Annotated in this window: 15 protein-coding genes; 6 read left to right on the plus strand and 9 right to left on the minus strand. The window is 47.0% G+C overall.

All coding sequences use genetic code 11. The features are described from left to right. Window positions 1-18: 18 nt before the first annotated feature. The 3 genes from AC58QD_RS23385 to AC58QD_RS23395 all read right to left on the minus strand — a co-directional run bounded on the left by AC58QD_RS23385 (window position 19) and on the right by AC58QD_RS23395 (window position 2,772). Window positions 19-852 carry a sugar phosphate isomerase/epimerase family protein gene (locus AC58QD_RS23385; protein WP_497337421.1) on the minus strand — a complete coding sequence of 278 codons (834 nt, stop codon included), beginning with the start codon at window positions 850-852 and terminating at the stop codon, window positions 19-21. Between the two features lie 44 nt (window positions 853-896). Continuing rightward, on the minus strand, window positions 897-1,862 hold the full coding sequence (locus tag AC58QD_RS23390) for a Gfo/Idh/MocA family protein (RefSeq protein WP_497337422.1): 966 nt from the start codon (window positions 1,860-1,862) through the stop codon (window positions 897-899). Window positions 1,863-1,980: 118 nt separating this feature from the next. Next, a complete protein-coding gene (locus AC58QD_RS23395; RefSeq protein ID WP_497337423.1) occupies window positions 1,981-2,772 on the minus strand; it encodes a helix-turn-helix domain-containing protein in 792 nt (263 codons plus the stop codon). Window positions 2,773-2,933: 161 nt separating this feature from the next. On the opposite strand from AC58QD_RS23395, the gene murA reads away from it, so the two are divergent. Further along, window positions 2,934-4,226, plus strand: coding sequence for a UDP-N-acetylglucosamine 1-carboxyvinyltransferase (gene murA, locus AC58QD_RS23400; protein ID WP_497337424.1), 1,293 nt, complete (start codon window positions 2,934-2,936; stop codon window positions 4,224-4,226). Window positions 4,227-4,401: 175 nt separating this feature from the next. Here murA and AC58QD_RS23405 read toward each other — a convergent pair whose 3' ends face one another. The 3 genes from AC58QD_RS23405 to AC58QD_RS23415 form a co-directional block, all read right to left on the minus strand. Beyond that, the gene (locus AC58QD_RS23405) at window positions 4,402-5,259 is read right to left on the minus strand and encodes a pirin family protein (RefSeq protein WP_497337425.1); all 858 of its coding nucleotides are present in this window, start codon (window positions 5,257-5,259) and stop codon (window positions 4,402-4,404) included. A gap of 75 nt (window positions 5,260-5,334) precedes the next feature. Beyond that, window positions 5,335-5,868, minus strand: coding sequence for a YceI family protein (locus AC58QD_RS23410; RefSeq protein ID WP_497337426.1), 534 nt, complete (start codon window positions 5,866-5,868; stop codon window positions 5,335-5,337). 167 nt (window positions 5,869-6,035) lie between these two features. Continuing rightward, a complete protein-coding gene (locus AC58QD_RS23415) occupies window positions 6,036-6,401 on the minus strand; it encodes a hypothetical protein (protein ID WP_497337427.1) in 366 nt (121 codons plus the stop codon). Here AC58QD_RS23415 and AC58QD_RS23420 point away from each other — a divergent pair. Further along, on the plus strand, window positions 6,400-6,843 hold the full coding sequence (locus tag AC58QD_RS23420; protein ID WP_497337428.1) for a hypothetical protein: 444 nt from the start codon (window positions 6,400-6,402) through the stop codon (window positions 6,841-6,843). The two genes, AC58QD_RS23415 and AC58QD_RS23420, sit on opposite strands and share 2 nt — an antisense overlap. Here the strand turns inward: AC58QD_RS23420 and AC58QD_RS23425 are convergent. After that, window positions 6,828-8,045 (minus strand): MFS transporter, encoded by a 1,218-nt coding sequence (locus AC58QD_RS23425; RefSeq protein ID WP_497337429.1) that lies wholly within the window; start codon window positions 8,043-8,045, stop codon window positions 6,828-6,830. The two genes, AC58QD_RS23420 and AC58QD_RS23425, sit on opposite strands and share 16 nt — an antisense overlap. Window positions 8,046-8,122: 77 nt before the next feature. On the opposite strand from AC58QD_RS23425, the gene AC58QD_RS23430 reads away from it, so the two are divergent. After that, window positions 8,123-8,860 (plus strand): NAD-dependent protein deacylase, encoded by a 738-nt coding sequence (locus AC58QD_RS23430; RefSeq protein WP_497337430.1) that lies wholly within the window; start codon window positions 8,123-8,125, stop codon window positions 8,858-8,860. A 55-nt stretch (window positions 8,861-8,915) separates the two neighbouring features. Here AC58QD_RS23430 and AC58QD_RS23435 read toward each other — a convergent pair whose 3' ends face one another. After that, window positions 8,916-10,415, minus strand: coding sequence for a UDP-N-acetylmuramoyl-L-alanyl-D-glutamate--2,6-diaminopimelate ligase (locus tag AC58QD_RS23435; protein WP_497337431.1), 1,500 nt, complete (start codon window positions 10,413-10,415; stop codon window positions 8,916-8,918). A gap of 140 nt (window positions 10,416-10,555) precedes the next feature. Here AC58QD_RS23435 and AC58QD_RS23440 point away from each other — a divergent pair, with 140 nt between their 5' ends. Beyond that, window positions 10,556-10,771, plus strand: coding sequence for a hypothetical protein (locus tag AC58QD_RS23440; RefSeq protein ID WP_497337432.1), 216 nt, complete (start codon window positions 10,556-10,558; stop codon window positions 10,769-10,771). A 47-nt stretch (window positions 10,772-10,818) separates the two neighbouring features. On the opposite strand, the gene AC58QD_RS23445 is transcribed toward AC58QD_RS23440, so the two are convergent. Next, the gene (locus AC58QD_RS23445; RefSeq protein WP_497337433.1) at window positions 10,819-11,526 is read right to left on the minus strand and encodes a DNA alkylation repair protein; all 708 of its coding nucleotides are present in this window, start codon (window positions 11,524-11,526) and stop codon (window positions 10,819-10,821) included. 175 nt (window positions 11,527-11,701) lie between these two features. Between AC58QD_RS23445 and AC58QD_RS23450 the strand changes: the two genes are divergently transcribed. Further along, window positions 11,702-11,956, plus strand: a complete 255-nt coding sequence (locus tag AC58QD_RS23450) for a ribbon-helix-helix domain-containing protein (RefSeq protein ID WP_497337434.1) — start codon at window positions 11,702-11,704, stop codon at window positions 11,954-11,956. Between the two features lie 416 nt (window positions 11,957-12,372). Beyond that, entirely contained in the window at window positions 12,373-13,590 is a 1,218-nt protein-coding gene (locus tag AC58QD_RS23455) for a Gfo/Idh/MocA family protein (RefSeq protein WP_497337435.1), read from the plus strand. Window positions 13,591-13,723: the final 133 nt, after the last annotated feature.

Here is a 13,723-nt window from a genome sequence, read left to right on the forward strand (position 1 = left end):
TCGTGATCCACTTATTCCCTACGAATGCTGCGGACCGCCGATTATTACATCCAGATGACGTGAAGTATCATACACCATCTGATACGGATCAACCGCGTAAGCTGTTAACTCAGCCGTCAAGGTATCGGTATACCCGATTTCTTGCAGCGCTTCCCGAACCGCTTTCCAATTCACATCACCAGCTAGCAGCGGTACAAATCCACCGTAGTTGCCGACAGAGGTTTTGAAATCCTTGACGTGAACCTTGACAATACGCTTGCCCAGGATACGGATCCAATGCTCTGGAAAGCCGAACAGCAGCACATTGCCTACATCGAAGTATGCGCCTACTTTTGAAGAGCCAATCTCGTCGACATAGCGGGCCATCTCCAGAGGTGACAACAGGAATTTGTTCCACACGTTCTCCACCCCGATTGTAACGCCCCGCTTCTCGGCTTCTTCAGCTACCACAAGCAGCTCTCGCTGACTGCGCTCATAACACTGATCGTAGGAGGTTTCCGCATTCACATTCCCTGGGACCAGTAATATCGTATCAATGCCGAGCAGCTCCGCGATTTGCAATTGCTTCGATACAACATTACGACCTTGCTCGCGCACTGAAGCGTCGGGGGAAGAGAGCGGCGTCTTTCCCATTAAGCCGGTTGACAGACTGCGGAGCTGGAGCCCATAATCGCGAGCTTGTTTGGCAATTGCCTCTGCTTCTGCAGCCGTTGTATCCATCGTGAACCCGATTCCGCCGGAAGGATACAAATTCAGTTCAACTGCAGCGTAACCTGCATCACTGCTGACGGACAACACTTTGTCCAGGGGTGTATCCGCTGGGAAACACCATTGATTCAATCCTTTTAACATGGCTATCGCTCCTTTATCGCATCTAATTCTTGCTATCCTCTAGCTTACAAAATGACCGTCTTCCGAGTAGCGGCCGATTCATTGGCTGCTAGGGTTACTTCTAGTGTTCTTGCTGCTTCCGTGTAATCGGCAAGCACTAATTGCTGGTTCCCTGTGCGAACAGCCTCGATAAATGCTTTGTCCTGCTCATGGTAAAACTGCAGCTTGCACTTCTCGATTATATCCTGGGTGTCATCTGCAATTCGGAGAGTCGTCCCATCGATCGACAAGAAGAAATTATGCCCGTAGAATTCTACTGCGCTACGACCCACATATTTCCCTAAGCAAGTGCTAGTAATATTGCCTACCGCTCCGGATTGCAGGACGAAATTGACTGTTCCTACATCGTAGGCAGTCGCCTCATCATCGAATTGCCGCATATATCTCTGCTCGTGAATCGCTGAAACCTCTTTGAAATCACCGGCCAGGTACCGAATCAAATCCAACTGATGGGTGGATTGTTCGACAAGCTGCCCACCGGATTGCTCTTGCATTCTCCACCATCGGACGCCTGGCATATCGCCGAACCTGTAAGCCATGACCAGCCCGATTTGCTTGTCCGCGAGATAAGCTTTTGCCTTGGCAACGATATCCATATAACGCAAACAATATCCGGTGGAATGTATGATTCCTGACTCACGAATGATCCTCTCATTCTCCCATACTTCTTTCATGTCCAGACCGACTGGTTTCTCTGCTAGTATATGTATGCCTTTGCGGGCTGCTGCTGCTTCTATCCCTGCTCTTGCAAAAGGGGGAGTGCATATGAATAAAGCATCCACGCTGCCCGACTCTAGTAATTGCTCGCTGCTCTCATAAGACACGGCGTTAAATCTGGCAGCAGCCTCTAGGGACCTTGCCTGATTGAGATCGAACAAGGCTGTAATCGAAACATCCTCTAACGCTTGCAATCTTTTAATATGCTCCTCAGCCATTCCTCCGACTCCGATAAAACCAACCCTTACCGTCATTCCAACCACGCCTCCTGCGTAAATATTCTGGGTTAACCTTCTTCCACTCCACCCAAGAATAGTACGTTTCGGCCTAAATGTATTTATTGAAATCGCCACACTATATACACAAAAAAGACTAACCAAAGTTCATTCGCTGCAATCTTCGCCACTCCGACGGAGCTACCCCTTCGAGCTTTTTGAACCACAGCGAGAATGAATGCTGCCGGGAGAATCCGATTAAATCGGCAATTTCCAGCATATCCTTCTCCGAGGAGCTGAGCTGCCATTTGGCCTCCGCCATCCGGCATTGCTGTTGGTATTGCTTCGGACTAAGCTTATAAATTTGCTCGAACAATCTGCGGAATCCCGACTCCGTCATTCCGGCCAACTCCGCAAGCTCCGATATTTGCACACCATGCTGCAAGTTCTCGCGAATCCAATCCCCTGCCTTGGCAATCGACAGCGCCGCCCGATCCGTCTGGGAATGCTCCAATAAGAATAAGACGAGTACTTCCGACCATGCCGTATCGGTCCATACCTTTTCTTTGAGCGGGGATGACATAATCCGCAACCATTCGCGGAACAAGCGTTCATAGCGTTCTTTATCCAATGGGGATAAGGCGAATACCGTTGGCTTCTCGTCACGCACGAGCCCTTTTAACATCTCAGCAAGCTTGCCCGGAATATTCTCCAGATGAGTAACACCGTAGCGATTTTGCCCAATGCCCTCGAATCGATGCTCCAAAAAAGCAGGAACGATCACCACATTGCCCGCCTCCAGCATTTCAAGCTTGTCTTTCCATTGAAAGACCCCTTTTCCCTCCATTAAGATACTAATCTCCAATGACGGATGTTGGTGATAGCCGGGGTCCTGCCAATCTATATATTTCGTTCCAATGAAACTCCGAGCTTTCAAATCCGTCCGCATATCGGCTATCCCCCGCTACATTTCGAAACATTTACATCTTATTGTACTCAGGGTAGCACAAATGATTTCCATCTTCTAGAGCGTTTATGTATAATGATGGCATGCCCTCAAAGTTGGATAAATTTCCTATGGGCAACAATCACTCGGAGGTAACATTGATAATGAAATGGTTGCAAGTCGAACATACGAATAAACTTAACGGAAACGTCAAAATATATGGCTCCAAGAACAGCTCCCTATCCCTTCTCGCCGCGGCTTGCTTAGCCGATGAACCCGTCCATTTGCTCGGTATTCCAGATATCGCGGACTTTCGGGTTGTATGTCAGCTTGGTCTGGAAATTGGGTTAAAGGTAGAAAGGGAATGGTCGGGTGCCGTTTGCATCGATCCTCGCTTCATCCACAGCACTTGCTTTGACCCTAAGAAGTCCTCTTCTTTTCGAACAGCTTATTATTTCGTAGGCTCTCTATTGGCTAAGCACGGTAAAGTTACGGTCGGGTACCCTGGCGGAGATAACTTCGTGAACCGCCCCATTGATCAACACATCAAAGCTTTCAAGGCAATGGGCGCCAAGTTTACCTTCCATAATGATTATTACGAAGTCGAAGCTGCAGAGCTCAAAGGCGCCACAATCTTCTTCGACACGATCACATCCGGAGCAACGATGAACACGATGCTCGCAGCGGTGCGCGCCAAAGGGACAACTGTACTGCAGAATGCCGCAAGAGATCCGGAAGTAACAGATACCGCTAATTTGCTTAATCAGATGGGCGCTAAGATTACTGGCGCAGGCACAGACACGATTCGAATTGAGGGCGTTACTCACTTGAAGGGTTGTACATACACGGTAATACCCGATCGGCTCATTGCAGGTGCGTTTCTTATCGCTGCCGGCGTTACAGGCGGGAGCATCACCGTCCAGGATGTGATACCGGAACACCTGCAGACTTGTATCGCTAAGCTTACTGAGATCGGATTACATATCGAGACCACCGATAGTTCTATCACCGCTCACTCAACCGGCATTTTGAAGGCGACACGGGTAAGAACCGCTATGTATCCAGGATTCCCTACGGATCTGCAGCAACCAATAACTGCACTTCTGACACAAGCGCCTGGGAAAAGCATTATAAGCGAGCGGGTATATCCCGATCGTTTCAACCACGCCTATCAATTGAAGCGGATGGGCGCAGATATTCAAGTGCGCTCTGGGGTTGCCGTTCTTAAAGGGGGCCAGCCTCTAAAGGGAGCACTGGTTCATGCTTCCGATATTAGAGCAGGGATTTGTCTGATTCTTGCTGGTCTTGCTGCGGAAGGTCCAACATCGATTACTGGAGTACAACATATCGAACGGGGTTATGAGAATGTCGTGGAAGCATTCGCCTCCATTGGAGCCAACATTAGTATGCAAGATTCCGACGACAATAGTGAAAAAGTGGCAATGACGGGCCTATAGGTAAAAGTGCGTTATGCTTGAATTCGGAGATTGGCATTGCAATAGGCTCTCGGAAGAACAATAAGGGACGTTAGTGCCCTTATTGTATTCTCCGTCCGCTGATTCGCCGATATTAGCAACCTCAGGTCGCTAATATCAAGCGAACGGCAGCGTGAGCCTACTTTTGTTATGGAATTCAGTTCGGAATGGGACCGAACTTACCCGATCGATAGTCCTCGAACGCCTGTTTGATTTCCTCGTCTGTATTCATGACGAATGGGCCATAAGCGACCACAGGTTCATGGATCGGCTGCCCCGCCACCAAGATCAGTCTCAATGCTTCATCAGCATGAACGGTTATTTCGCTCGTCTCAGCACCCTCTGCCGCACCTAACCACAACACTTCTCGTTCACTGCCAGATACTTCATCTACTCCGAATCGGCCTTTTCCTTCCAGAATATAAATGAATCCATTGTAGCTGCCAGGCAGGTCCTGACTCACAGAAGCCCCTGCTTGTACAACTATCTCCACATAAGTAACAGGTATGTGGTTCGACGTCACCGCCTGAACACCACCCGATTCACCTGAGAATACTCGGACAATGGCTCCCTCTTCCTTACGTACAGGCGCATTCGCCGCTTTTATATCTTGATAGCGGGGCTCCGCCATCTTATCCGTGCGAGGCAGATTAACCCACAATTGCAGACTATGCACGGTCTCACCAGGCAAAGGATCTTCAGAATGAATAATCCCACGGCCTGCGGTCATCCACTGCACATCTCCTGGCTCTAACACCCCGTAGCCCCCGTAGTTGTCCTCATGCTTCAGCTTGCCTTCTATTACATAAGTAACCGTCTCTATCCCGCGGTGCGGATGGAAGTCAAATGTGCCTTGCTGGAACCAATCCTCCGCCATGAACAGGAAGGGATCATATTCTTTCCACAGCCCAGGCTTCAACACTTGTCCGACACGCAGATGCGGCCCATTCCCCGCCTTGGTCGTTACTCCCCATTTACGGCTAATCCCTCTGCTAATAATCGATTTATGGTCCATCACTATTACCCCATTCTGAATAAAATAAAGAACGGCATCAGGATTGCTCCTTGATAGCCGTTCCCTTACATCTAATTAAGCCTGACTAGCAGCTTCGATTTCAATTGAAATTTTTATTTCATCTCCGATGAGCACGCCGCCTGTTTCCAAAGCTGCGTTATAAGTCAACCCGTAATCACTTCTCTTAATAGCGCCGGTTCCGCTGAAACCAACCTTTTCATTACCCCAAGGATCTTTACCCGCTCCCTCGAAGGTTACCGCAAGCGTCTCAAAACGAGTAACACCGCGAATGGTAAGCTTACCAGCTACATCATACTCACCTTCACCTGTCTTAGCAATTGTTGTAGACTCGAAGGTCATCTTAGGGTTGTTCTCGACATCGAAGAAATCTGCGGAGCGAAGGTGATTGTCACGATCGTTGTTACGTGTGTCGATACTGTTCACATCAATTTCAACTTTAATTGAAGCCGTAGTGAGATCGTTTGAATCTGCATTAATTTGCGCTTCGAAAGTGTGGAAAGTCCCTTTTACTTTTGCAATCATCATATGTCTTACGGAGAAATCGATGCTGCTGTGCGATGCGTCTACTACCCATTTTGAATTTGCCATTTTGTATTGCCTCCAATGATTTAAGTTATTAGATTACTATTAATTCCGTACTTACTTTTTATTACCCTGTTACTATTCTATAAGGGCTTATCATAATTGTCAATTGTTTTTCTTGATCCATTTTTAGTACTGACAGCCCCGCTGATTTCAAGCTTATTAAGCAACTTTTACCAATAAATCCGCGTCAATAAAAATAGACATAGATCAAGAAAGGGTGTTTTATTCATGAATCCGAATCGAAACTTTCTAGTAATATGCATCTTTTCGTGTGTATGTATACTAATGGCAGGCTGTGCTTCTAACCATGCAAATGAATCATCACCGTCACCGAGCGCATCCGCAAATTCAACACAACAACCTTCAATCCGTCCAAGTATAAGTCCAAGTGCAAGTCCGACCTCGTCACCCAAACTAAACCCCACTCCGAGTCCGTCGGCTTCTCCCATCAGCGGCAATGTTCCCTCAGAGCAAGCCAAAAAAATGATTGCCGATCGCTCTGCAGCAGTAATTACCGCTCTCAAGGAAAAAGACATGAAGAAACTCGCAACCTTTGTCCATCCTGAGCTCGGTGTTCGCTTCTCCCCTTACACTTTTGTCGATAAAAAGGCCAATCTAATGTTCAAAGCTTCGCAAATTCCAAATCTGCTTACCGATACGACCGTTCATAATTGGGGAAGCTATGATGGCTCAGGGGATCCAATCAACCTTAAGTTCGCTGACTACTACACCAAATTCATCTATAACCATGACTTTGCCAAGCCGGAGAAGCTAAGCTACAACGATCCAATCGGAAAAGGCAATACAATCAATAACACACGCACAGTATATCCTTTAGCTATAATTGTGGAGTATCATTTCAGCAGCTTTGACAAAAAATTCGAAGGTATGGATTGGGCCAGCTTGAAGCTGGTGTTCGAGAACAGTAACAACGAATGGTATCTGGTCGGAATTGTGCATGATCAATGGACCATATGATTCTTAGATCTCGGAACTAGCATCCAACATCCCGCAACCATAACGAACAGGATAGCAGCAGCCGTATACATGACCGGGATCTCGAACATGTATCCAAGCACAGGGCCTATGGCTGATCCTAAATCAAGCATCATCGAATAGATCGTGATTACCGCTGCGCGATCCGTGAACTGAGTAGAAAGATCGGAAGCGATCGTATCCATAATAGTAGTCAACAGTGTAGCCGCAATCTGAATGATTAGGAGAACACTGAACCATGCTATCATAGGGATAGGCAGGGGAACCAAGACGAACATGACGGCGCAAGCCACTAATGTGAGCATCAGTATCGGAACCCTAGTACGGGATTGATCGGACTTTCTTCCGATCCACGGAGCCAACCAAGGCTCCCAAGTCCATCTCAAAGCTTGAATCAACCCAGATAGAACGGTCGCGCTAACAAGAAAGCCGCCGCCATATACAATTAGTTGTTTTTCGAGAATATAGCTTAACGTCGAGTTGAACATCCCTTGGATGATGAAGGAGATCACAAGACCGGATGCAAGCACTAACCATACTTGCTTGATTTTGAGATAACCGGCGGTTGTTTGGATAGCTCCTTTCCATCCTGTTCTTGCTCTTGTATTCGTACTGTGGGGACTTGAAGTGGTTATGTATTTGTGGACTAAGTACAAGGCTGCGATTGTAAGACCTGCGAACAACATGAAGATCGTATCCATGCCGGCAAGTCCAACGAAACATCCTCCGATCAACATGCCGAACAAACTTCCCAATCGATAAATGCCGTTATATTTGCCCATAAGAAAGCCGCGGTTCTGATCGGTGGATAAATCCAATAAAGCATAAAATGCCCCTAACCTCAGAAAAGTCCATATCACACCCCACAAACATCGCAACACGAACCAGAACCAGAATCCTTGCGCTTCCGCGTACAGAAAAGTAACGACTCCTGTGAATAATACAGCCAGCATCAACCCTGTTTTGATGCTTATTCTTGTATAGATCCAGGAGACGATGGGATTGAGAGGCAGGCGTATGAAGCGATTGACGGAAAGAATAATACCGACCTCATACAGCGACGTCAGTCCAGCTTCTCTCCAATAAATCGGCAGCACCACATAGAGCATGGAGTCCGCCAACAAACAGATCGCGGTTATGAGCGCTATGAAGTAAATTCTGTGATAAGAGCTTAGAGCATTCATAGGCTCTCCTTTCTTTGCATACCAATTTTCTATAAAATATAGGAAGGGAAACGGATCATACAAGGGAGGACCTGCTGATGAACATAAGCGAGCTTAAATCCATCGTCCAGAACAGCGATAATATCGTATTCTTCGGAGGAGCAGGAACTTCTACGGAGAGCGGCATACCGGACTTCCGCTCTCAGAATGGATTATTCCAGACGAAGCACGGGACTGAGCATCCTCCGGAACAAATATTAAGTCATACCTTCTTCACGGAACATACCGGGGAATTCTACCGGTTCTACAAAGAGAAAATGATTCACCCGCTTGCCATACCGAATGCTGCACACCTTACACTTGCGGCCCTCGAAGCGAAGGGTTCCCTAAGAGCGGTCATTACGCAGAATATTGACGGGCTGCATCAACAAGCTGGCAGCAAGACCGTCCTCGAGCTTCATGGATCGATTCACCGCAATTCATGCTTGGGATGCGGAACGTTCTACACACTGGATTATGTCATGGAAACCGAAGGCGTTATCCCCCATTGTTCTAGATGTAAAGGTATCATCAAACCTGATGTGGTGCTCTATCAGGAAGGCTTGGACGAGGAGCTCTTTGCAGATGCTGCAGCCAGGATTGCTAAGGCTGAGGTGCTGATCGTTGCAGGAACCTCATTATCTGTATATCCTGCTGCAGGTCTGGTTGATCACTATAAAGGAAATCATCTATTGCTTATTAATAAATCAACGACTCGTTATGATGGCTATGCGAATTACGTCATTCATGACTCTATTGGCAAAGTACTGTCTAGTTTAATAGAAGCTGATGAATGAACAAGAGAAACCGTCAGGCTAGCCTGGCGGTTCTCTAATCTGGTATAAGTTTCGACTACTTTTCCCTTATAGCGTCCCGCGCTGCCTCTCGATCATCGAAAGAAACAGTACCGTCATGCAGAATTTGATAGGTCTCATGTCCTTTGCCGGCAATTATAACGATATCGCCAGGCTCTGCAAGCTTGATCGCCCTATTGATGGCACTCTCCCGATCGGCGATGAGCTCATACTGAACACTCAGCTGCACGGCTTCAGGAACGCATAACCCACCCTCAATATCAGCCATAATCCGAAAGGGATCTTCCTTACGCGGATTGTCTGAAGTTACAATTACATAATCGCTATATTGGGCGGCGATACTGCCCATAATAGGCCGCTTTCCGCGATCCCGATCTCCACCGCAACCAAATACAGTGATGATTCTGCCCTCCGCAAATTCTTTTATAGCAGAGAGCGCTTTGTCCAATCCATCCGGTGTATGCGCATAATCGATTAGCACAAGGTAATCTTGTCCTTCATCTACTACCTCCATCCGTCCGGGTACACCAGTGAGCGTCTCCAAGCCCTCTTGAATGACCTTAAGCGGGATTCCTTCCGTCAAGCCTACCGTAATTGCAGCAAGCGCATTATACAAGTTAAAAGTCCCAACCATCCGCAGCTTAACAGGTATCTCTCCAGCCCAACTAACTAATCGGAAATGTGTACCTTGCGCAGTAAGCTTAATTTCAACTGCTCTTACAAGAGCAGCCTCCCCTAATCCATAAGTAACAACATGTGCAGCCGTTACGGAACGAAGCATTGAGGATGCTTCTTCATCTGCATTAAGAATGGCATATTTACGCTCGTCAGGGTCTGGTGAGAATGCATTTCCTAATCCCGAGAACAACAACCCTTTTGCCGCTAAATACGCATCCATGGTTCCATGATAGTCCAAATGATCCTGTGTTAGATTAGTGAATACAGCAGTACGATATTCACAGCCCAATACCCGGCCCATATGCAGCCCTTGAGAGGTCACTTCCATAACGGCATAGTGCGTGCCTGCATCGACCATTCTACGCAAATTGGACTGTAATTTTGGGGGCTGCTGCGTATTAATATCCGTCTCGAACAACGTCTCCCCGATCTTCGTGCCGATATTGCCCATCAGTCCTGTAGTGAATCCTGCATAAGCTAGAATGGCTTCGATCATATGACACGTAGTGGTTTTACCGTTCGTTCCCGTCACACCGATCAGCTTCAGATCACGGCTAGGGTATCCATATAGATGCGAAGCCATAACCGCCATAGCATGACGCGCATCTGGCACTTGGATCGTTGGCACATCCTTCACATTTACTGCCCGCTCTACAACAATTGCGACCGCACCCGCCCGGACTGCATCCTCTGCATAAGGATGGCGATCCACTTGAAACCCGGGAATACCCGGTATACACACGAATATATCGCCAGGCATCACATCCTGCGAATTTTGTTTAATCCCAGTAACCTCAACATCTAGGATTCCTTCCAAACGCGAGATAGGTAAATGGTTCAGAAGCTCTTGTAACTTCACTTGTTCAATCCTCCTCCTGATTGGGAACCTACTTCTGGTATGGGGAAATGTTACGCTTGTGCTGGACTATTGTTTTGACTGCTCCTTTGTTACAATACTATGTATGATTAGATCCGGATTTACCGAGAAGGAGATTTATAATGGCCCATAACCGTCAACTGCTTACCGATTTGGATTTTCAAGAAGCGGTAGAGAAACAAACGCCTATTCGAATATTTCTAAATGATCAAATGATTGATTCGGGGGTAATCATTACTCGTTTCAGCGATAGTCTTATTGTGACACAAGCCGGTGTTAGTGACTTGAGCTATCGAGAAAGAAACGCTTGCGAATTTTATGAAATGAAGAAACGATAGGACCCGCCCTCCACCCTCTGATCTACATTTCGATCAAGGAGCGTCCATCAACAAATACAAGTTTTCCGTTTGACGCCGAGCTTGCCCATTGCTTCTACTTTTGCAATGTATTCCTCGGCGAGTGGCACCTTGCATGCAGTTTGCCCAACATCAACATGGACAGCACCAATCTTGTTCGCCACTTGAATCGCCTCGTCATGGAGAGCAGAGACGGAAGAGCCGACTGCAATTACAAAGCTGTTCATCGTATATCGAACGCGATTCTTCTCTTTGTGAACGTTACCCTGCACTCTTTTCAACAGACCGTGAATCTCCTCCAGATCCAGCGCTTCGTCTGGTGTAATCATTACGTAACTGCTGTATGTGCTCCAACCGCATGTGGCAACCATCTCTTCCTCAGAGTCAATCCACTCAAGCGCCAGCTCACGACCATAAGCACTTTCTGCGGCGACATTAGCTACCGTATATTCAGCCAACATGTACCAGTAAGCTTTTCCTACCCAGTCCTGAAGCTGCGATTTACTCATCGTCTTCGGATCTACCGTCAATCCTGCCAAGTACATCGCATCATGATTTCCAGTATTGTATAAAGACAACGCTAGAGGCTGATCCTTTTTCACGAGCTTTACGAGCTTTTTCAAATCCCCTACTTTAACTCCATATAAAGGCTCCTTCACCCCATGGCGAAAAAAAGTTTTCTTGGTCTGCTCCGAACCTAGCAATTCCAATTCACTCATCACTTCTACCAATATCATATGTTAACACTCATTTCGAGGAGTTTTAATACCATTGTAGCATATAGACCATACTCAGTTGATAGCGCTGTTTAAGTATTGCAAGATTGGCATCATTTTGTTAAAGTATAATTAGAATATCGATTGATTTAGGTGACCTTATTCAATATATTAATGAAAGGGTGATTCAACAAGCATGGACTCAGAACCGAACAACAAATTATTCATCCCGAATACGGAAGGACAACTCAGCCTTCTTCTGACTAAAGGCGGTCCTCGGGCTGGTGCCGGCAGAAAGCGCATTGGAATTACAAAAAAAGTGTCTCTAACCTTATCCAAGGATGTGTGGGAACAGATTGAGCACATAATTGCTTCCAACCAAACTACCAAGTCTGATTTCATTCGCAAGTTAATTGAACAGCATTTCACTTCTGTGCATGATGAAAGATAGGTGAACTAACTGATATACGCTCTGATTCGACTGTATTTCATCTAGCAGGCGTTGATGGTGAAGAATTTCCGGCCATGCCGAGATCCGACCATTTCGATCACAAATTCGTTATCCCCAACAGCCAGTTGAGAACGATAATCCGTGGGTTCTTTCCCATCAATGGACAAGATCATTCCTCGTACTTATAGGACGGAAGTTATCCTTGACTCTGCCTTATTGTTACATGCCTTAGAACGAGCCAGTCTGCTTGCAGGTGAAGGAATCATTGTGAGACACCAATTCGGTAACATCCATAACTATCAATCGGGATAATAACCGTTTGAATCTTATTTTATAAAGGCGATTTTATTGTATTGGCAAAATTTTAAACAGATGTTAAACTCATAGTAATCGATTACTATTGAGGAGAGTGTTAGATGAAAACTTACGCTATTGTCGGGGCAGGAGGCAGGGCGCTTCAAATGTTCGCCCAACCGATTGCCACTGAGCTGAAGGAGCATGCCAAGCTGATCGGGATCTGTGACCCCAATCCAGTACGGGCGCGAATCATGAGCGAGACTTGCGGGGGAGTGCCGACCTACAAGGACTTCGACGACATGATCGCCGCCGGCAAACCGGATGCACTCATCATCACAACGCCGGACAGCCTCCATGATGAGTACATCATACGTGCGCTCGAAGCAGGCTGCGATGCCATATCCGAGAAGCCGATGACGATCGATGCAGCCAAGTGCAGAGCGATCCTCGAAGCTGAGGAGCGGACAGGGCAACAGGTTATCGTTACGTTCAACTGCCGATTCATACCTTACGTTGCCCGCATCCGGGAACTGATCGCAGAAGGAACAATCGGGCCTATTCAAAGTGTTACTCTTGAATGGACGCTTGACCGAGTTCATGGAGCGGACTACTTCAGAAGATGGCACAGACAGATGAAGAACAGCGGGGGACTGTTGGTCCACAAATCAACTCACCACTTCGATATGGTGAATTGGTGGTTGGATGATGAGCCGGAGTCTGTGTATGCGAACGGTGCTCTTCTATATTACGGTTCCAATGGTGAGACCAACGGCGAACGGTGCTCGTCTTGCGCACACGCGAGTGAATGTGATCATTACTTCGACATTGGCTCCAGTGACTTCACAAGAACGTACTACCAAGAAGCGGAACAGCATGATGGTTACTACCGTGATCAATGCGTATTCGGTGAAGATATAGATATTTATGACACGATGTCACTTAACGTCAAGTATCACAGAGGCACTCTTCTCACCTATTCATTGAACGCGTACAGTCCATATGAAGGTTGGAAGACGACCTTTGTAGGGACTCGAGGAAGAATTGAAGCACAGGATTACCATAGCGGAGCCCATGTGCATGATCCCTTCCGGGCCATTCAAATCTATAATCAGAAGGGGGAGCAAACTACTGTACAAGTAGAACGCTCCATCCATGATCATGGCGGAGGTGACAAGCGACTGCGCCGAATGCTGTTCGCTCGCGACATCGCCGACCCATTAGGTCAACAAGCAGGCTCGCGTGCCGGAGCTATGTCCTTGCTAATCGGGGCAGCAGCCAATCAATCGATCGCCGAACACCGTCCGATCCGCATACAGGATTTGTTGGTTAGAACTTAACCAACTATAATTTGTAATAGCTGGTTTATCATTAAAAAAACATTGTACGCAAAGAAGAGCGTCACACAGTGCATTCAGACACTGGTGACGCTCTTCCCTGTTTGACCACTTTTAGAGGTCTCGTATATCTTTC

It is taken from the genome of Paenibacillus sp. J2R1T-4 (assembly GCF_059692235.1).

Bases quoted from the DNA above. Each gene is read 5' to 3' on its own strand.
- AC58QD_RS23410 (WP_497337426.1), bottom strand. From the start codon at position 5,868: ATGGCAAATTCAAAATGGGTAGTAGACGCATCGCACAGCAGCATCGAT.
- AC58QD_RS23405 (WP_497337425.1), bottom strand. From the start codon at position 5,259: ATGGACCATAAATCGATTATTAGCAGAGGGATTAGCCGTAAATGGGGA.
- AC58QD_RS23395 (WP_497337423.1), bottom strand. From the start codon at position 2,772: ATGCGGACGGATTTGAAAGCTCGGAGTTTCATTGGAACGAAATATATA.
- AC58QD_RS23440 (WP_497337432.1), top strand. From the start codon at position 10,556: ATGGCCCATAACCGTCAACTGCTTACCGATTTGGATTTTCAAGAAGCG.
- AC58QD_RS23445 (WP_497337433.1), bottom strand. From the start codon at position 11,526: ATGATATTGGTAGAAGTGATGAGTGAATTGGAATTGCTAGGTTCGGAG.
- murA (WP_497337424.1), top strand. From the start codon at position 2,934: ATGAAATGGTTGCAAGTCGAACATACGAATAAACTTAACGGAAACGTC.
- AC58QD_RS23425 (WP_497337429.1), bottom strand. From the start codon at position 8,045: ATGAATGCTCTAAGCTCTTATCACAGAATTTACTTCATAGCGCTCATA.
- AC58QD_RS23420 (WP_497337428.1), top strand. From the start codon at position 6,400: ATGAAGAAACTCGCAACCTTTGTCCATCCTGAGCTCGGTGTTCGCTTC.
- AC58QD_RS23455 (WP_497337435.1), top strand. From the start codon at position 12,373: ATGAAAACTTACGCTATTGTCGGGGCAGGAGGCAGGGCGCTTCAAATG.
- AC58QD_RS23430 (WP_497337430.1), top strand. From the start codon at position 8,123: ATGAACATAAGCGAGCTTAAATCCATCGTCCAGAACAGCGATAATATC.
- AC58QD_RS23450 (WP_497337434.1), top strand. From the start codon at position 11,702: ATGGACTCAGAACCGAACAACAAATTATTCATCCCGAATACGGAAGGA.
- AC58QD_RS23390 (WP_497337422.1), bottom strand. From the start codon at position 1,862: ATGACGGTAAGGGTTGGTTTTATCGGAGTCGGAGGAATGGCTGAGGAG.
- AC58QD_RS23415 (WP_497337427.1), bottom strand. From the start codon at position 6,401: ATGTCTTTTTCCTTGAGAGCGGTAATTACTGCTGCAGAGCGATCGGCA.
- AC58QD_RS23385 (WP_497337421.1), bottom strand. From the start codon at position 852: ATGTTAAAAGGATTGAATCAATGGTGTTTCCCAGCGGATACACCCCTG.